We start from the raw sequence: 18,252 nt of genomic DNA on the forward strand, positions 1-18,252 counted from the left end.
CATTCCTCCAATTTTTTGTTTTTTTATTCATTACCCGTTATGAATAATTTTGCTTAGAAATTCTTTTGCACGAGGGTTTTCAGTGCTTGTAAAGAAATGTTCAGGCGTTCCTTGTTCAATAATCTCTCCTTGGTCCATAAAGATTACACGGTCAGCCACTTGACGAGCAAAGCCCATTTCATGTGTGACACAAACCATGGTAATATTTTGTTTGGAAAGATCGACCATTACATCTAAAACTTCTTGAATCATTTCTGGATCAAGTGCCGAAGTCGGTTCATCAAAAAGGATAACCTCAGGATGCATATTTAAGGCACGAGCAATAGCGACCCGTTGTTGCTGCCCGCCAGAAAGCTGCGAAGGATAAGCAGAAGCTTTATCAGCTAAGCCGACCCGTTCTAAATACTCCATGCCAGTACGAACCGCTTCTTCTTTGGAAACGCCCATCACTTTAATCGGTGCTAACGTTAAATTATCAATAATCGTTTTGTGAGCATATAAGTTAAAATTTTGAAAGACCATGGCAACTTTCTGGCGAACCTTTTGAATCGGTGCTTTCGGTTTGGTGATGTCAATGTTATCAATTACGACGGAACCATCATTGACTTTTTCCAATTGGTTCATACACCGAATTAATGTACTTTTGCCAGAGCCAGAGGGTCCGATAATGACAATTTTTTCTCCTTGCTCTACATTCAAAGTAATATCTTTTAAAACGTGATGCTCCCCAAAATACTTATTTACATGTTCTAAAGAAATCATAGGCAGTCTCCTTTGCAATCATTTGGTAGAAAAGATAACAGAGGATTCGGTGAGAAACGTGTTATTTAAATTAAATTAACCAAATGTATTTCTAATTGTATTCTTAATGTTAGGAATTATAACATACAAAAAAATGAATTACTAGTTTTTTAATCGAAAAAGATTTCCTTCAAAAAAAGAAATAAATGAGAGCAAAACAGGAAAAATTGACAATAGTCCTTAAAAAGTAGAAAATAAAGGCAGTGAATAAAAGGCAAAGGTAGGATGAGAATGAGCAATCAAGAAGCCATTGGATTAATTGATTCTGGCGTTGGTGGATTAACTGTTTTAAAGGAAGCGCTAAAGCAATTACCAAATGAACGATTAATTTATTTAGGAGATACAGCCCGTTGCCCATATGGTCCACGACCAGCCGAACAAGTCGTTCAGTTTACTTGGGAAATGGCCGATTTTTTATTGAAAAAACGAATAAAAATGCTAGTAATCGCATGTAATACCGCGACGGCTGTCGCATTAGAAGAAATTAAAGCTGCCTTGCCAATTCCAGTTGTCGGTGTTATTTTACCTGGCGCACGAGCAGCCGTTAAAGTCACAAAAAATAACAAAATTGGTGTCATAGGTACCTTAGGGACAATCAAAAGTGCTTCCTATGAAATCGCCATTAAAAGTAAGGCACCAGCAATTGAGGTGACTAGTTTAGCTTGCCCTAAATTTGTCCCCATTGTTGAAAGTAATCAATATCGTTCTTCCGTAGCAAAAAAAATTGTGGCAGAAACACTTCAAGCATTACAATTAAAAGGACTTGATACGTTGATTTTAGGTTGTACCCATTACCCGTTGTTACGTCCGGTGATTCAAAATGTGATGGGAAGTCATGTGACATTAATTGACTCAGGAGCCGAAACAGTTGGCGAAGTTAGCATGCTTCTCGATTATTTTGACATTGCCCATACGCCTGAAGCGCCTACACAGCCCCATGAATTTTATACAACTGGTTCTGCAAAAATGTTTGAAGAGATTGCAAGCAGTTGGCTTGGTATAGAGAACTTAAAAGCACAACAGATTCACTTAGGAGGAAACGAAAATGATTAGACATGATAGTCGTGCACCAAAAGAATTGCGAAAGATCACTATTGAAACCAATGTTTTTAAACATCCAGAAGGTTCGGTGGTTATTTCGTTTGGCGATACAAAAGTAATTTGCTCAGCCACTGTCGAAGAAAAGGTTCCCCCATTTTTACGAGGCGGGGGAACAGGTTGGGTAGCAGCTGAATATAGCATGCTCCCTCGCGCGACGAACACAAGAAATATTCGGGAAAGTGCGAAAGGAAAATTAACAGGGCGAACAATGGAGATTCAACGTTTGATTGGGCGGTCATTGCGAGCTGTTGTTGACTTAGAAAAGTTAGGGGAACGGAGCATTGTTGTCGATTGTGATGTGATTCAAGCAGATGGGGGAACCCGTACAGCTAGTATTACAGGCGCTTTTGTTGCTCTACGCTTAGCAGTCAATCATTTATTGATGACTGGTGCACTAGCGGAAGACCCAATTAAAGAGCATTTAGCTGCTGTCAGCGTAGGTATTTTACCCGATGGTTATTGTGTGCTGGACTTAGATTACGCAGAGGACTCGAATGCTGCAGTGGATATGAACATCGTGATGACCGAGTCTGGTGAATTTGTGGAAATTCAAGGAACGGGTGAAGAAGCTACCTTCTCAGGAGATGAGTTAAATGCCATGCTCTTTTATGGAAAAACAGGGATTGAGGAATTAATTGCGTATCAGAAAGAAGCACTTTATGCTTTAGCCTCTGAAGAAGTCCCTTCGCAAGATTTAGAAGAGAAAGTGATTGTCATTGCGACTAGAAATCCTGGTAAAGCGAAAGAGTTTAGTTCAATTTTTGGTGAAAAAGGATATACAGTTAAGACGTTATTAGATTATCCGAATTTGCCAGATGTAGAAGAAACTGGTCGAACATTTGAAGAAAATGCTCGTCTAAAAGCTGAAACAATTGCAGAAATTTTACAGAAACCAGTATTAGCAGATGATTCAGGATTAATTGTTGATGCGTTAGGGGGAATGCCAGGAATCTATTCTGCTCGTTTTGCTGGTGAACCAACTAACGATGCTTCAAATAATGCGAAACTATTGCATGAGTTAACGGGCGTGCCAAAAGAAAAAAGACAAGCGCGTTTCCATTGTACATTGGTTTTTGCTGAACCAAAGAAAGAAAGTCTGGTGGTCGAAGCTGAATGGCCCGGAGAAGTCGGCACGATTCCTCGTGGTGAAGGAGGCTTTGGGTACGATTCACTTTTCTATGTCCCAGAGCTTGGTAAGACGGCAGCTGAATTGTCTGGAGAAGAGAAAAATAAAGTTAGTCATCGTGGACAAGCAGTGGCAAAATTAAAAGAACAATGGGAAGAATGGCTAAAAAAATAGGAGTTGAAACGTATGAAAATCTTGGTAGTAAGCGATAATCATGGCGACCGTGACTGTTTAGTTGACTTAGTGAATCATTATGAAGGACAAGTCGATGCACTCTTTCACTGTGGTGATTCTGAATTAGAACTGACAGATGAACTTTGGCAAAAATTCATTGTAGTGCAAGGAAATTGTGATTTTTATGATGAATTTCCCAAAACTGTGACTAAAAAAGTGGGGGATCAAGTTATTTATATGACACATGGTCATTTAGCCAATGTTAGAATGGGACTCACGACACTTGCTTTACAAGCGGAAGAAGCAGGAGCGACAATTGCCTTATTTGGTCACACTCATGTACTTGGCGCAGAGCGACACAATAACATTCTCTTTGTTAATCCGGGAAGTATTCGTTTACCTCGTGGACCAGTTCAAGAGAAAACATATGCCATAATTGAAAGTACACCTGAACAATATCTCGTTCAGTATTATAACAAAGAGCACCAACCGTTGGAACGATTAAAGGCGACGTTTACGAAGTAAGTGAATGTTAAGAAATAAGTGCTCCTTTTTTATTTATCAGATTTTGAGCGTAGGACAAAAATCTCTTTTGGATTTTTGTCCTACGCTCTTTTTTTAGTCGACTTGGATAACCTTTAAGCCGGTCTTACGAAGTTCTGTAATTAAAGTTGATGAGCAATGTTTGTCTGTAATCAAGCAATCAAAAGCAGTAATATCAGCAATTTTAAATTTAGATGTCAAGCCGATTTTTCGATGGTCCGCGACCAGAATTTTTACTTTTGTTGTTTGTTTTATCATAAGCTCATTAATTTTTGCTTCATTGAAAATTTTTGTAGTGACGCCATGTTCTAAACTGACCCCGCTACAGCCAATTACGCAAACATCGGCATGCGTTGCGGTGATTGTGTTAATGGCAATATCTCCTACCAGAACTTCTTTGGGAAAACGTAATTCGCCTCCGGTCAAAATATAATTGTATTGAGAAACATGAGGCTTGGTTGCAATTTTTAAATTATTCGTTACGATGGTCAGATGGTCGGCCTTTAAATAATGGAGAATATTCAAAGCAGTGGAACTCGAATTAATGAAAACGGTATCATAATCACTTAGATAGCTACAAGCAACACGAGCAATGGCTTGTTTTAATAACTCCGGTCCTGATTGATCAAAGTCTTTCTGATTTTGGTCGTTGTAAATACAATACCCATATTTTCGAATGATGTCATTCTTAGTTTCTAAGACATTTAAATCACGACGAATTGTGCTTAAGGAAACATTTAAAGCATCTGCTAATTTATAGGTAGTCATTTGTTTGTTTTTTTGCAGCAGCGCGAGAATATTTTGTTGCCTTTTTTCAATGGTTTCTAATGAACTTTTCAAGTAATACAACCTCCTTTAGTTATTTTTTTGGACACTGTCCCCCATGAAATAGTATAACTCATAGGAAAACAAAACACGTAAAAGAATCATTAAAAGTGCAAACAATCATATAAAAGGGTTTTCATTGTGATTTTTTGCGGCTATGATTTTCTTATAAAGCATAACACAATCATTTGAGAAGAGGAGTGGTAGCATGAGCAAATCGATTCATGAAATTACAAAAGAAAGTTGGTTGAAGGCGACATTTCCAGAATGGGGCACTTATTTAAACGAAGAAATTAATCAGACAAATGTGCTTCAAGGAACGGTTGCACTCTGGTGGCTTGGTTGTACAGGCATTTGGCTGAAAACGCATGAGAACACGAATATTTTATGTGATTTATGGTGTGGAACAGGAAAACAAACGCACGGGAACGGCTTAATGAAAAATGGCCATCAAATGATGCGCATGAGTGGTTGCCAAAAAATGCAACCTAATTTAAGAACACAACCTTTTGTGATTGATCCTTTTGAAATAAAAGAGGTAGATGCTTTAGTTGTCACACATATTCATTCAGACCATTTGGATATTCACACAGCTGCTGCTGTTCATCAAAATTGTCCTAAGGCTCTATTTATTGGTCCAAAAGAAGTAGTGAAAACATGGCAACGTTGGGGTGTTCCGGCAGAAAAAACACGGGTTATAGAGCCTGGTCAAGAAATAAAAGTGAATGATGTGAATGTAGTGGCCTTGGAAGCTTTTGATCGAACCGCGCTAATTACTTCTGATGATCCTGAAAATACATTTAAAGGTAAAATGCCTCAGGACATGAATGAACTAGCTGTCAATTATCTATTTGAAACCTCAGGTGGTACGGTATATCACGCCGGAGACTCTCATTATTCTAACTTGTTTGCGAAACATGGTAATCAATATGCAATTGATGTTTGCTTAGGAGCATATGGCGAAAATCCTCGCGGTATCACAGATAAAATAACTTCTGTTGATATGTTGAGAATGGCAGAATCTTTAAATGCGAAAGTAGTCATTCCTGTTCATTATGATATTTGGTCTAATTTTATGGCGGATCCAAAAGAAATCATGGAAATTTGGAAATTTAAAAAAGATCGTTTACATTATCAATTTAAACCATATATTTGGCAAGTGGGTGGCAAATTTGTTTATCCAGATGACAAAGACAACTTAGAATTTAACTTTGATCGTGGCTTTGATGATGTTTTTGTTAAAGAAAATGATACACCATTTCCTTCATTCTTGTAAGAAAGGCTGGATGTACAATGTTAACTTATTTTTGGGAGCAAGAGCTTATTCATTACCCTGATAAAGAACCGGTTAGTTGGCAAGAGGCGATTCAGGAAAGTTGTTTGATTTTACTCCAAAAACACGTCATCGATCAGAGTTATGTCGATGAGATTATTCAGTGTGTCGAAACGTTTGGACCTTATATCATCATTGCTCCTGAAGTAGCCATGCCACATTCATCAGAGGAAAGCGCAGGCGTTTTTGGAACGGCCATTTCTTTTACAAAATTTAAGCAAGCAGTCACTTTTGCTGGCGATCAAGAAGCAAAAACAGCAACATTATTTTTTACATTGGCAGCCCAAAATCCCGCCGAACATCTTGAAAATATTCAGCAATTGATGGATTTATTGATGACGGATGGCGTGATTGCTGACTTGTTAGCAACAAACACGCCAATGGATTTTAAAGAAGTTATGGAGAAATATCAATTATAGGGGGAAAAATCAATGGGGGAGTTCTTGTTAAATAGTTGGACTTATTTTGCTACGAACGTTTTAACACAGCCAGCATATTTGATTGGTTTCATCGTGTTATTAGGTTATCTCTTGTTACGGAGGCCCTTTTATGAATGTTTAGCAGGTTTTCTGAAAGCGACAGTTGGTTATTTTATTTTGAGTGTTGGTTCTGGTGGTTTGGTTAATAATTTTCGCCCTATTCTAGTAGGCTTGAAAGAGCGATTTAATTTACAGGCAATGGTTACCGATCCATATTTCGGGCAAAATGCAGTCGATGCAGGATTGATGAAAACCTTTGGACGAACCTTTAGTGATGTGATGATTTTGTTATTGATCGCATTTATTATGAATATTTTGTTGGTTCGTTTTCAAAAATATACAAAATTGAGAGCCGTTTTTACAACAGGGAATGTTCAGATTCAACAAGCAGCTACCGCTTTCTGGATTTTACTCTTTTGTTTTCCTAACTTAGGTAGAATCGAAGTACTAATTTTTATGGGCTTAATTCTTGGGTGTTATTGGGCAGTTGCTTCAAATTTAACGGTAGGGATTACGCAGGAATTAACAGAAGGTGCTGGTTTTGCGGTAGCCCATCAACAAATGTTTGGCATATTTATTTTTGCAAAATTAGCAGAATGGTTGAAAAAACGTGATCAAAAGAAACATCGTTCAGAGAAGGTCGATAAAAAATTGGAAGATATCGAATTACCAGGATTTCTATCCATTTTTAATGAAAATATGGTTGCTACGTCTATTTTGATGCTCTTTTTCTTTGGCATTATCTTGCTTGTTTTGGGACAAGATTATTTAATTCAAGCTAAATTTATGCAAGAAGGGCAGAGTTTCTTCTTTTATATCATGACCACTTCATTAAATTTTGCTGTCTATTTAGCTATCTTACAATTAGGCGTTAGAACCTTTGTTGACGAGTTGACGCAGTCATTCCAAGGGATTTCAAATACCATTTTACCAGGCGCTGTTCCTGGGATTGACGTAGCAGCGACTTTCGGGTTTGGTTCGCCCAACGCAGTAACAATTGGGTTCCTCTTTGGCGCATTAGGCCAGTTTTTAATGATTGGCTTACTGATTCTATTAAAGTCTCCGACAATCGTTATTGCGGGTTTTATCCCATTGTTTTTTGATAACGCTGTCATAGCTGTTTATGCAAATAATCGTGGCGGAGTAAAAGCTGCTTGTTTATTCCCATTCCTTTCAGGTTTAATCCAAGTAGGTGGCTCAGCTTTATTTGCTACATGGATTGGATTATCTCAATATGGCGGTTATTTGGGCATGTTCGATTGGGCAACAGCTTGGCCGTTATTTACAATCATTATGAAAGTTCTAGGCTATGTTGGCGTAGCAGTGGTGGTGATTGGGTTACTAATAATTCCGCAACTTCAGTATCGGAGAAATCCAGAAGGTTACTTTATGATTGTCAATGATTATGAACAATATGCTAAAAAATTTCAAGAGAATTAAAGGAGGAATTTAAAATGAGAATACTTGTTTCCTGTGCCAATGGTTCTGGCACGAGTCTAATGATGATGCGGAGTGTTGAAAAAGCAATGAAAGAACTAGGTGTACCGATTACAAAAATTCATCATTGCGCCATTTCAGAAGGAAAAAGCTCTGCTAGCCAATACGACGTTGTTTTTACTCCAGTCAATTTTTTACAAATGTTTCAGCAAGCAGAAAAACGCGGAGTCACAGTGATTGGCATTAAAAATGTAATGTCTGCAAAAGAAATTCAAGAAAAATATATGGCTTCAGATCGTTATCAAAAATCTGAATAAAAGGATGGGAAAGATGAAAAGACCAAACTTACAAATCGCTTTAGATCATAATAGATTAGAAGACGCTTTAGCAGATTGTATGAAAGTCGGAGAAATTGTCGATATTATCGAAGTTGGCACTATTTTGTGTTTACAAGAAGGCCAAAAAGCAATTCGTTGTTTAAAACGCATGTTTCCTAATAAAACAATTGTTGCTGATACAAAATGTGCTGATGCGGGCGGTACAGTTGCTCGTAATGTCGCACAAGCAGGCGCTGATTTCATGACGGTCATTTGTTGCGCCACCTTACCAACGATGGCTGCAGCTCAAAAAGAAGTCCGAGAATTACAAGTAGAACTATATGGAAATTGGACAATGCAACAAGCTCGACAATGGCGAGAATTAGGGATTAATCAGGTGATTTATCATCAAAGTAGAGATGCTCTTTTAGCTGGCGGCAGCTGGGGAGAAAAAGATTTGAATAAAGTTCAAGAACTAATTGACTTAGGCTTTGAAGTGTCCGTCACAGGTGGTTTAACTGTCGAAACGCTTGAATTGTTTCAAACAATGGCAGTTGCAACATTTATTGCGGGCCGTGGGATTACTGAATCAAAAAATCCTGAACAAGCAGCCAAAGATTTTCAAAAAAAAATCGATCAGATTTGGAAGTGATAAAATGGCACGAATTGGACTATATGAAAAAGCACTCCCGCAAAATTTAACTTGGGCAGAACGATTCACATGGGCCAAAAAGTTAGGGTTTGATTTTTTAGAAATGTCAATTGATGAATCCGATGAACGTTTAGCACGATTGGCTTGGACACCAAGCCAGTTACAAGAACTTTCTCAATTAATGGTGAAAGAAGATTTTTTTATCCATTCTTTGTGTTTAAGTGGTCATCGGCGGTTCCCTTTAGGCTCTTTAAATAAAGAAACACGTGAAAAAGGACGGAAAATTTTATCTCAAGCGATTCGTTTGGCTCATCAATTAAACATACGGGTAATTCAAATAGCTGGCTATGACGTCTTTTACGAAGAAAAAACTGCCGAAACAAGGGAATTTTTTCTTCAAGGTCTGAAAAAGGGCGTTGAGGAAGCTGCACAATACGGTGTCATTCTGGCTGTTGAGATTATGGATGACCCTTTTATGAATAGCATACAAAAATTTCTAGAAATTAAGGAACAAATTCCGTCTCCTTTTTTGCATGTTTATCCTGATTTAGGTAATTTGTCTGCTTGGCCGGAAAATAATCCGGCGGTTGAACTTGAAAAGGGAATTGCTGAAATCGCTGCTATTCACTTAAAAGATACCTTCGCTGTAACAGACACATTTGAAGGGAAGTTTCGGGAAGTTACTTTTGGAGAAGGCTGTGTTGATTTTACAGGCTTATTGAAAACACTCAAGCGGTTAAACTATAGTGGTCCTTTTTTAATTGAAATGTGGAATGAAACGGATTTGAATTTTCAAGAAAAAATTCAAGCCGCGCAGCAGTATCTCTATCCCAAATTAGTAGAGGCGGGTTATTATGAACAATAAAGCGATCATCCAAGCAATGAAACAACGTGTTTATGAAGCGAATCTGGCTTTGCCAAAACTGGGCTTAGTCAAATTAACGTGGGGCAATGTTAGTGAAATCAATCGGTCATTAGGGATTATCGTAATTAAACCAAGCGGCGTCAAGTATCAAGAAATGACCAAGGAACAGATGGTAGTGACTGATTTAAACGGACAACTATTGGAAACCAATGCATTAAAGCCGTCTTCTGATTTACCCACGCATCTTTATCTTTATCAAAAAATGCCAGAAATTGGAGCGATTGCGCACACGCACTCCCTGAATAGTGTTACGTGGGCTCAAGCAGGGCGAGCCTTACCTCCTTACGGTACCACCCATGCGGATGCTTTTTATGGCGCTGTACCTTGTACAAGAGCGCTCTCTGAAAGTGAAATTAAAGAAAACTATGAAGAAGAGACTGGCAAAGTCATTGTTGAAACATTTCATGAACAAGAACTAGATCCTTTAGCAGTTCCAGGAGTGCTAGTTTATGGACATGGCCCATTTACTTGGGGAATGACTCCGGAAAAAGCAGTTGAAAACAGCTTGATTTTAGATGAAATCTGTTCAATGGCACGTTTGACGGAAACAATTAACCCAGATGTTGAACCAATTGATCATTTTTTATTGGATAAACACTATCTTAGAAAACATGGGATTTCCGCTTATTATGGTCAGTGATGGCTGTGATGAAACGTGTGAAAAAGAAGGATAATTGACTGATTAATTGGTCTTTTATAAAAACTTAGTTGTCTGTTATGAGACAACTAAGTTTTTATTTTTTTAAGAAAGCGTTCTCTTTTTTTGGGGAGAATAGAACAAAACGTTAATTTTCGTTTGTTAAGTTATGAAGAATTTGCGAATTCCAAGACTTTTTCCGCAGAATTAGGTACAATAAGTTACGTGTTAAAGAATTAGAAATGGAGGCAACCCAATCATGATAGGGACTGCTGTAAAAGAATTATTATTAGAAAAACAAGAAACATTTTTAGTACCCGCTGAAAATGTCGCCAATGTAATGTGTTTAAATCCGTTAAGTCACGCGGCATTAGTCTTATCGCAAGTTCGCTATTCCAAGATTCCTGTGTTAGATAAGGGAGATCGCTTTGTTGGCTTAATCGGCTTGACAGACGTTGTAGATAAAATGTTTGATTTGACTTCAGTGGATTTTGAAAAATTGAATGAATTTACTGTGGCCGATGTAATGGAAGTCAATGTTCCTGTAATTGGTGAATCGTGGGATTTAGAAGAAGTGTTACATTTATTAGTAGATGCTTCTTTTTTACCAGTGGTTGATAATAATCAACGCTTTAAAGGTATCATTACACGCAAAGAAATTTTAAAAGCGGTCAATCATATGGCGCATGAGTTAGAAAAACATCATCTTGTTCTGCCTAAATCAGAAGAAGAAATGAAAGTAATTTAAATAAAACGCAAGAAACTCTTTACTTTTTTCTCATAAATGCGTTATTCTGTATGATAACACGAAGTAAAGGAGTGCTGTGATTGGACGCATATGAGATTATTCAGTATATTGGCGATGCCAAAAAGCAAACGCCTGTTAAAGTAACACTGAAAGGGCAATTAAAAGAAGTCACGTTTCCAGAAACAATTAAGGTCTTTAATAATTGTAAAACTGGGACATTGTTTGGCGATTGGGCTGACGTAAAACCTTTTTTAGAAGCAAACAAAGAAAAAATTGAGGATTATGTTGTAGAAAACGATGCACGTAACTCAGCAATTCCTTTTCTTGATCTGAAAGACATTAATGCTCGGATTGAACCAGGTGCTTTGATTCGCGAAAAAGTTGAAATTGGCGATCAAGCGGTGATTATGATGGGGGCTATTCTAAATATTGGCGCCGTCGTTGGTGCAGGGACTATGATTGATATGGGCGCTGTTTTAGGCGGTCGTGCAACTGTAGGAAAACATTGTCATATTGGCGCAGGAACGGTTTTAGCTGGTGTCATTGAACCACCAAGTGCCGCACCTGTGGTTATTGAAAACGAGGTTGTCATTGGAGCGAATGCGGTCGTACTAGAAGGGGTTCGTGTTGGTGAAGGTGCCGTTGTGGCTGCTGGGGCAGTAGTTGTGGAAGACGTTCCAGCGCATACCGTTGTCGCAGGCGTGCCAGCAAAAGTAATTAAACAAATTGATGATAAAACCAAGAGTAAAACAGAGATTTTAGAAGAATTACGTAAACTCTAAAAATAAATTAGTCAGTCGCGATGAAGAAACTTCTTCATGGCGGCTTTCGATTACCCAAAAAATGAAGGAGTGGCTTTTGTGGAGCAAGAAGAATTAATTGCGATTAGACGGCAACTACATCAAATACCTGAAATCGGTTTAGAAGAAAAGGAAACACAAGCCTTTTTACTTAATGAAATTGATAAAATGAAGCAACCTTATCTGCAAGTTCGAACATGGCAAACGGGGATTTTAGTCTTCATAGAAGGCAAAAATCCTCAGAAAACCATCGGCTGGCGTGCTGATATTGATGGTTTGCCTATTCAAGAGGAAGTGGTTTCTGCTTTTCAATCAAAACGACCAGGGTTTATGCATGCCTGTGGGCACGATTTTCACATGACAATCGGTTTAGGGATTTTGAAAGAATTAAGTCAACAGCAACCAGACAATAACTTTTTATTTTTATTTCAACCTGCTGAAGAAAATGAAGCAGGGGGGATGTTGATGTATGAAGACCATGCGTTTGGTGAGTGGTTACCTGATGAATTTTATGCGCTTCATGTTAATCCTGATTTGCCAGTCGGAACTATTAGTACCAGAGTAGGGACATTGTTTGCTGCCACTTGTGAAGTGAACATTACCTTAAAAGGAAAAGGTGGACATGCGGCTTTTCCGCATCAAGCGAATGATATGGTCTTAGCGGCCACCAATTTAATTCAGCAAGCGCAAACGATCGTTAGTCGAAATGTTGATCCTGTGGTTGGGGCAGTCGTTACTTTTGGGACTTTTCATGCAGGGACTGCTTGCAATGTGATTGCCGAAGAAGCAACTTTATCTGGTACAATTCGCACATTGACAGCAGAAACGAATGAACAAACGCAGCGAAGAATTCGCGAAATTAGTGAAGGTATTGCGCAATCTTTTCAATGTGAAGTAACTGTTCATCTTGATCAGAAAGGGTATTTACCTGTAGTGAATGAGCCAGCATGTACCACGAATTTTATTGAATACATGAGCAAACAAGCAACAGTTCAATTTCAACAAGCACCGGTTGCAATGACAGGTGAAGATTTTGGCTATCTATTGTCTAAAGTCCCAGGCACGATGTTTTGGTTAGGCGTGGCAAGTCCCTATAGCCTTCATTCTGCCAAGTTTGAACCCAACGAAGAGGCGTTATTGTTTGGAGTGGAGGCAGTTAGTGGCTTTTTAAAATCATTGGACAATTAGAAAAACAGCCACCAGATAACTAATAAGTATCTGGTGGCTGTTTTTTATTTTGCAATAATGGGCGTATTGGGAATCGTAAAGCCGGCCTCTGTTAATACTTTGATATATTGAGCTAGAAATTCTTCTTTGACCGCAAATTGTTTGCCGTTTAGTACATACATGGTCGTTCGCACCGCAAAGTTGCCATTACCTAAATCGACCATACCAAAAATATCTGGCCCAGTTTGAATACTTTCGATATACTTTTCTTTTAACGTTTCATTGACTTCTGTAATCACTTCACAAATTTTTTCATAACCTTCTTCAGGATTGATGCGGACATCAATTAACACTTGCATATTGGCACGAGACAGGTTACTGATTGTGGTGATGTTTCGGTTTGGAATAAAATGAACAGTTCCATCAACTGCTTTAATTTGAGTGGTTCGTAATCCGACAGAAGTAACAGTTCCTTCAATATTTAACGCCAATAAGCGAATGTAATCGCCTACATCCATTTGTTGTTCTAAAATAATGAAAAATCCGGTAATTAAGTCATTCATGAATCCTTGAGCCCCTAAACCAATGGCAACACCGGCAATTCCCGCTCCGGCTAATAATGAGCCAACAGGCACACCGACAATGGTCAAAAGAGAATAGATGAAGAAAAAGAACAGCGTATATTGAAATGCATTAATGATTAAAGTGTGTAATGTTTTTAAACGGCTTTCACTAAAATGTTGCTTTTTACTATAATTTGCATAGGTGCGATCAATTAAATATTTCCCGATTCGCTGAATAATAAAAAATAGAAAAATTAAAAATAAAATTGATAAACTTTTTTCAATTAAGGTAGCGACAATGGCATCCCAATTAATATTGTTCCAAAAGCGTTGTAGCGCGCTCACTTTTTTTACGGTCGCTTCTGCTAAATCAGGAGCAGAAGAATCGACTGTTTCAGTACTGGCTAACCCAAGTATCAACATAAAAATCCAACTTTCTCTAAAATTTCTTCTTTTAGTATACTAAATCTCTCGGCGAAAGGGGAAGAAAATAGAAAGTTTTTTTAAAGACTTAACATGTTTTTTTAGGAATGTTATAATTTTGTAAATAAATAATATATTTTATAATTTTGTTAAAGGTTGTGAGTGCTGCGTGAAAGTTTCAATTGAATGGGCAAAAAATGATTTACTTTCTAAATTACCTGTAACAATTTTTATTGATGAGCGATGTGCTACTCGCTTGACGGCTGACAAGCGACGAACATTTATCTTCCATAATCCAGTCGCTTTACGATTAGGGAGTCGTTTTTTTAGTAGTCAGATAATCGAAATTGCGGAATCATGTACATTGAAAGTTTCCTTTAATTGGTCCTGTGTTTATCTCTTTTGTATCTGGTTACTTGCAGTTAAACTGTGGATTGGAAGCGTTAGCGGTCGAACAATTGTAGTTGTGGCACTAATCGGAGTGCTGACCTATTGGCGTCGTTATTTATTGAAAATAAAGAAAATGACCTGACGAGTCGTGATTGTTTCGTGAAAGAAGAATGCGTAGTATACTAAAAGTAATGAAAATGAAGGGACTGAAGAAACACATGACTTTGGATAAAACAAGAAAATTAGCAAACGGCAATGAAATGCCACGCCTAGGTTTAGGTGTTTGGCGTGTAGAAGATGGCTCAGAAGCAACAAATTCAGTAAAATGGGCTTTAAAAGCGGGTTATCGCTTGATTGATACGGCAGCCGTTTATAAAAACGAAGTAGGGGTGGGCGAAGGTATTCGTCAATCGGGTATTCCCCGCGAAGAAATTTTCGTGACGACGAAATTATGGAATGAAGATCAAGGCTATGAAAATGCGATTAAAGCATTTGATAAAAGCTTAGAAAAATTAGGGTTAGACTATGTTGATTTATATTTAATTCACTGGCCTGTTGCTGGTAAATATAAAGAATCATGGAAAGCATTAGAAGAAATTTACGCAAGTGGTCGTGCCAAAGCAATTGGCGTTTCCAATTTTCATCAACATCATTTGGAAGATTTATTAACAGAAGCAAATGTTGTGCCAATGGTGGATCAAATTGAATTACATCCTACGTTAACACAAGAACCGCTACGAAAATATTTAGCCGAAAATAAGATTGCCGTGGAGGCTTGGTCTCCTCTAGGACAAGGTAATTTATTATCTGAGCCAGTACTAGTGAAAATTGGTGAAAAATATGGTAAATCAGCGGCCCAAGTGATTATTCGTTGGCACTTACAAAATGATATTATCGTGATTCCTAAATCTGTTCACGAAAAAAGAATTCAGGAAAATTTTGCTGTCTTTGATTTTGAATTAACGCCAGAAGAAATAACCGCAATTAATCAGTTAAATAAGGATCATCGTTTTGGTGCAGATCCAGATAATTTTGATTTTTAAGTATGATAGCAAGTAAAAACGGAGGGGCGAAAGACGTCCCTCCGTTTTTACTATAATTTTTGAACAAAGTAGTTAAAGAGTGCTTGGGATTTGGCATCACGTGCGTACATTAGTTCAGGATGCCATTGAACAGCTAATAAAGGCTGCTGTTCATTTGTTGATTCCACTGCTTCTGCAAGGCCATCAGAGGACCAAGCAGTAACGCGTAAATCTTTTCCTAAAGTATGTAGTGCTTGGTGATGGTACGAGTTGACTTGACCAGTTGTACCATATATGTTTGATAATTGACTGTCTGGTTCAACATCAATACGATGCGTCGCAAAGATTGGTTGAGTGGGTTGTTGTCCGTGCTTAACTGACCATTGAGGATACATCGATAAATCTTGATATAATGTGCCACCTAAAGCAACATTGACTAATTGCATTCCACGGCAAACCGCAAAAATAGGTTTGTTTTGTTTTAAGGCTTCTTCAATTAGGGCTAACTCAAACTCGTCACGATCACGATTCGTTTCTTCTAATTTTATATGGGGTTCTTGTCCGTAAAATTCAGGGGCAACATCTTGACCGCCTGCTAAAAGTAGTTTATCAATTTGTTGTATATACGTAGCGGCTAACTCTTTGGGGCCAATTGGCAAAACGAGAGGAACGCCACCTGCGGCTTGAACAGCGCTAACAAAACCTTGTGGGGTGTAAGTCACTTGGTTACCGTGAAACACTTCAGCTGCCTGCAAAAGTTGATTGCCAGCGATTCCAATAATTTTTTTTGTCATAATAACATCACATCCTCAATAAATTCATACGCTCTATTGTAGCACTTTTTTTGAAAAAAGTGTTTGAGAAGAAGTCGAGACAAGTTTTGTCTCGGACAGCTCTCAAACACAAAAAGCTCAGTAAGTGAACAAGTGAAACTTTTTAACGTTCACGAATAACTTCGATTTTATAACCATCTGGGTCGACAACAAAGTAATAAGATGGTGCAGTTCCTGGCAAGCCTTTTAAGTCAGTGACAGTTAAGCCAGCCGCTTGATGTTTTTCGTGTAATCCTTCTAAATCATCTGTACTGATGGCGATATGACCATAACCGTTTCCTAAATCGTATGCTTCATGATCATAATTATAAGTTAGTTCTAGTTCGTAGTCGTCTCCTGGTAAAGTTAAATAAACCAAAGTAAATTTATTTTCTGGAAAATCACGACGGCGACTTTCTTCAAAATTGAAGGCTTTTTGATAGAAATCTAATGATGCCTCTAAATCTTTTACACGCACACATGTATGAGCCATTTTCATAGTTAAAAACTCCCTTTCAAACTTAATTATATTTCCAACGTTAATAGTAGCATAGATAAACGTGAAATGTAGAGAAAAACGCTTGGTTTCTGACTTGTTCTAAAGGAATTTCTCAGGTAAAATAGATTAAAAGAGAAGAGGTGCGCCAATGAAAACGCCAACGTTTGGAAAAAGAGAAGAGACATTGACCTATCAAACAAGATATGCTGCATACATTATTGTTTCAAAGCCAGAAAATAACACAATGGTTCTGGTACAAGCGCCAAATGGAGCTTATTTTTTACCAGGAGGCGAAATTGAAGGCACCGAAACGAAAGAAGAAGCGATCCATCGAGAAGTGCTAGAAGAATTGGGAATTAGTGTAGAAATTGGCCGTTATTTAGGGGAAGCTGATGAATATTTTTATTCGAACCATCGCCAAACGGCCTATTATAATCCTGGCTATTTTTATGTAGCGAATACTTGGCGGCAACTTAGCGAACCCTTAGAAAGGACCAATACTTTACACTGGGTTGCACCAGAAGAAGCAGTCCGTTTATTAAAAAGAGGAAGCCACCGCTGGGCCGTTGAAAAATGGCTAGCGGCAGCATCATAAAATAACGAATAACCCTCAATCTATGTTGATTAGATTGAGGGTTATTGTTATTGAAAAGAATGTTTAAATTAAAACCATTTTTTCAATAATTTGAGCGACACCATCTTCGTCATTACTAGTGGTATGCACATCAGCAATTGTTTTAACATTTTCTGTCGCATTGCCCATCGCAACACCAATCCCAGCGTAATCAATCATGGATAAGTCATTTTCATTGTCACCAATGGCCATCACTTCGTCTTTATTTAAGCCTAAATGGTCTGCCAATTTTGCTAGAGCATTGCCTTTGCTAGCATTTTTATTCATGATTTCATAGTAAAAAGGCGTACTTTTAACAGTCGTATATTTTTCGGTAAAATGTAATGGTAATTTTGCAATGGCAGGATCTAAAACTTCCGGCTCATCAATCATCATCATTTTAATAATGTTCATCTCTGGTGTCATTTCATCCACCGTACGATATTTCAAAGGCATGTTCACTAAAGATGCTTCGTGAATCGTATATTTACCAATATTGCGATTGGCAGTGTAAATAGCGGAATCATCAATTGTGTGCAAGTGAGCGCCGACTTTACGAGAATACATTTCAATTTCTAAAAAATCCTCATAACTCAAGGTATAGCGTGAAATAATCGTATTATCTTTGGTTGCTTGGACAAGCGAACCGTTGTAGGTAATCACGAAATCATTTTCACCATATAAGGCTAATTCATCCAATTGTTCTTTCACGCCTGGCAAAGGACGGCCTGTACATAAAACAATACGAACGCCTTGCTCATTTGCTTTTTGGAGCGCTTCTTTGACCCGTGGGGTAATCTTGTGTTGTGAATTTAGCAATGTTCCGTCGATATCAATAGCAACTAACTTAATTGACATAGAATCC

General features: G+C 38.0%; 22 protein-coding genes. 16 read left to right on the top strand and 6 right to left on the bottom strand.

Translation table 11 applies throughout. The features are described from left to right. Positions 1 to 30 precede the first annotated feature (30 nt). The gene (locus tag IGK54_RS04795; protein ID WP_142957614.1) at positions 31 to 762 is read right to left on the bottom strand and encodes an amino acid ABC transporter ATP-binding protein; all 732 of its coding nucleotides are present in this window, start codon (positions 760 to 762) and stop codon (positions 31 to 33) included. 264 nt (positions 763 to 1,026) lie between these two features. On the opposite strand from IGK54_RS04795, the gene racE reads away from it, so the two are divergent. The 3 genes from racE to IGK54_RS04810 are packed head-to-tail and all read left to right on the top strand — an operon-like array spanning position 1,027 to position 3,727. After that, positions 1,027 to 1,854 (top strand): glutamate racemase, encoded by an 828-nt coding sequence (racE, locus tag IGK54_RS04800; RefSeq protein ID WP_002358027.1) that lies wholly within the window; start codon positions 1,027 to 1,029, stop codon positions 1,852 to 1,854. Then, a complete protein-coding gene (gene rph / locus IGK54_RS04805) occupies positions 1,847 to 3,202 on the top strand; it encodes a ribonuclease PH (protein WP_010824535.1) in 1,356 nt (451 codons plus the stop codon). Before racE ends, rph begins: the two co-directional genes overlap by 8 nt. 12 nt (positions 3,203 to 3,214) lie before the next feature. Further along, positions 3,215 to 3,727: a metallophosphoesterase gene (locus tag IGK54_RS04810; RefSeq protein WP_142957616.1), complete on the top strand. Its 513-nt coding sequence runs from the start codon at positions 3,215 to 3,217 to the stop codon at positions 3,725 to 3,727. 93 nt (positions 3,728 to 3,820) lie between these two features. On the opposite strand, the gene IGK54_RS04815 is transcribed toward IGK54_RS04810, so the two are convergent. Next, positions 3,821 to 4,585, bottom strand: coding sequence for a DeoR/GlpR family DNA-binding transcription regulator (locus tag IGK54_RS04815; RefSeq protein WP_002382117.1), 765 nt, complete (start codon positions 4,583 to 4,585; stop codon positions 3,821 to 3,823). A 193-nt stretch (positions 4,586 to 4,778) separates the two neighbouring features. On the opposite strand from IGK54_RS04815, the gene ulaG reads away from it, so the two are divergent. From ulaG to IGK54_RS04865, 10 genes are all read left to right on the top strand, one after another. After that, positions 4,779 to 5,846, top strand: a complete 1,068-nt coding sequence (gene ulaG, locus IGK54_RS04820) for an L-ascorbate 6-phosphate lactonase (protein ID WP_002360582.1) — start codon at positions 4,779 to 4,781, stop codon at positions 5,844 to 5,846. 17 nt (positions 5,847 to 5,863) lie between these two features. Then, positions 5,864 to 6,322 (top strand): PTS sugar transporter subunit IIA, encoded by a 459-nt coding sequence (locus IGK54_RS04825; RefSeq protein ID WP_010712295.1) that lies wholly within the window; start codon positions 5,864 to 5,866, stop codon positions 6,320 to 6,322. Positions 6,323 to 6,334: 12 nt separating this feature from the next. After that, positions 6,335 to 7,822 (top strand): PTS ascorbate transporter subunit IIC, encoded by a 1,488-nt coding sequence (locus IGK54_RS04830; protein WP_010825141.1) that lies wholly within the window; start codon positions 6,335 to 6,337, stop codon positions 7,820 to 7,822. A gap of 14 nt (positions 7,823 to 7,836) precedes the next feature. Then, the gene (locus tag IGK54_RS04835) at positions 7,837 to 8,136 is read left to right on the top strand and encodes a PTS sugar transporter subunit IIB (RefSeq protein ID WP_002358018.1); all 300 of its coding nucleotides are present in this window, start codon (positions 7,837 to 7,839) and stop codon (positions 8,134 to 8,136) included. Between the two features lie 13 nt (positions 8,137 to 8,149). Further along, positions 8,150 to 8,788, top strand: coding sequence for a 3-keto-L-gulonate-6-phosphate decarboxylase UlaD (locus IGK54_RS04840; protein WP_010716941.1), 639 nt, complete (start codon positions 8,150 to 8,152; stop codon positions 8,786 to 8,788). A 4-nt stretch (positions 8,789 to 8,792) separates the two neighbouring features. Beyond that, positions 8,793 to 9,653 (top strand): L-ribulose-5-phosphate 3-epimerase, encoded by an 861-nt coding sequence (locus IGK54_RS04845; RefSeq protein WP_002397790.1) that lies wholly within the window; start codon positions 8,793 to 8,795, stop codon positions 9,651 to 9,653. Then, complete coding sequence (locus IGK54_RS04850; protein ID WP_010816422.1) at positions 9,643 to 10,353, top strand: L-ribulose-5-phosphate 4-epimerase; 711 nt, start codon at positions 9,643 to 9,645, stop codon at positions 10,351 to 10,353. The genes IGK54_RS04845 and IGK54_RS04850 overlap by 11 nt, the downstream gene beginning before the upstream one ends. A gap of 256 nt (positions 10,354 to 10,609) precedes the next feature. Continuing rightward, on the top strand, positions 10,610 to 11,098 hold the full coding sequence (gene cbpB, locus IGK54_RS04855; protein ID WP_010819918.1) for a cyclic-di-AMP-binding protein CbpB: 489 nt from the start codon (positions 10,610 to 10,612) through the stop codon (positions 11,096 to 11,098). Between the two features lie 80 nt (positions 11,099 to 11,178). Next, positions 11,179 to 11,880: a 2,3,4,5-tetrahydropyridine-2,6-dicarboxylate N-acetyltransferase gene (gene dapD, locus IGK54_RS04860; RefSeq protein ID WP_002358012.1), complete on the top strand. Its 702-nt coding sequence runs from the start codon at positions 11,179 to 11,181 to the stop codon at positions 11,878 to 11,880. Between the two features lie 36 nt (positions 11,881 to 11,916). After that, entirely contained in the window at positions 11,917 to 13,086 is a 1,170-nt protein-coding gene (locus IGK54_RS04865; RefSeq protein WP_002410359.1) for an N-acetyldiaminopimelate deacetylase, read from the top strand. 44 nt (positions 13,087 to 13,130) lie between these two features. Here IGK54_RS04865 and IGK54_RS04870 read toward each other — a convergent pair whose 3' ends face one another. Then, positions 13,131 to 14,051, bottom strand: a complete 921-nt coding sequence (locus IGK54_RS04870; protein ID WP_016626418.1) for a mechanosensitive ion channel family protein — start codon at positions 14,049 to 14,051, stop codon at positions 13,131 to 13,133. Positions 14,052 to 14,220: 169 nt separating this feature from the next. Between IGK54_RS04870 and IGK54_RS04875 the strand changes: the two genes are divergently transcribed. Both IGK54_RS04875 and IGK54_RS04880 read left to right on the top strand, forming a co-directional pair. Beyond that, a complete protein-coding gene (locus IGK54_RS04875; protein ID WP_002358008.1) occupies positions 14,221 to 14,583 on the top strand; it encodes a hypothetical protein in 363 nt (120 codons plus the stop codon). 28 nt (positions 14,584 to 14,611) lie between these two features. Beyond that, a complete protein-coding gene (locus IGK54_RS04880; RefSeq protein WP_277623287.1) occupies positions 14,612 to 15,484 on the top strand; it encodes an aldo/keto reductase in 873 nt (290 codons plus the stop codon). Between the two features lie 50 nt (positions 15,485 to 15,534). Here IGK54_RS04880 and IGK54_RS04885 read toward each other — a convergent pair whose 3' ends face one another. Then, on the bottom strand, positions 15,535 to 16,257 hold the full coding sequence (locus IGK54_RS04885; protein ID WP_002358005.1) for a gamma-glutamyl-gamma-aminobutyrate hydrolase family protein: 723 nt from the start codon (positions 16,255 to 16,257) through the stop codon (positions 15,535 to 15,537). Between the two features lie 142 nt (positions 16,258 to 16,399). Then, positions 16,400 to 16,774: a lactoylglutathione lyase gene (gloA, locus tag IGK54_RS04890; protein WP_002358003.1), complete on the bottom strand. Its 375-nt coding sequence runs from the start codon at positions 16,772 to 16,774 to the stop codon at positions 16,400 to 16,402. A 148-nt stretch (positions 16,775 to 16,922) separates the two neighbouring features. On the opposite strand from gloA, the gene IGK54_RS04895 reads away from it, so the two are divergent. After that, positions 16,923 to 17,369 carry an NUDIX hydrolase gene (locus IGK54_RS04895; RefSeq protein ID WP_002363716.1) on the top strand — a complete coding sequence of 149 codons (447 nt, stop codon included), beginning with the start codon at positions 16,923 to 16,925 and terminating at the stop codon, positions 17,367 to 17,369. Between the two features lie 63 nt (positions 17,370 to 17,432). Here IGK54_RS04895 and yidA read toward each other — a convergent pair whose 3' ends face one another. Then, positions 17,433 to 18,245: a sugar-phosphatase gene (yidA, locus tag IGK54_RS04900; RefSeq protein ID WP_002377829.1), complete on the bottom strand. Its 813-nt coding sequence runs from the start codon at positions 18,243 to 18,245 to the stop codon at positions 17,433 to 17,435. Positions 18,246 to 18,252: the final 7 nt, after the last annotated feature.

It is taken from the genome of Enterococcus sp. DIV2384, assembly GCF_050534975.1.
In the GTDB taxonomy this organism is placed as follows: Bacteria; Bacillota; Bacilli; order Lactobacillales; family Enterococcaceae; genus Enterococcus; species Enterococcus faecalis.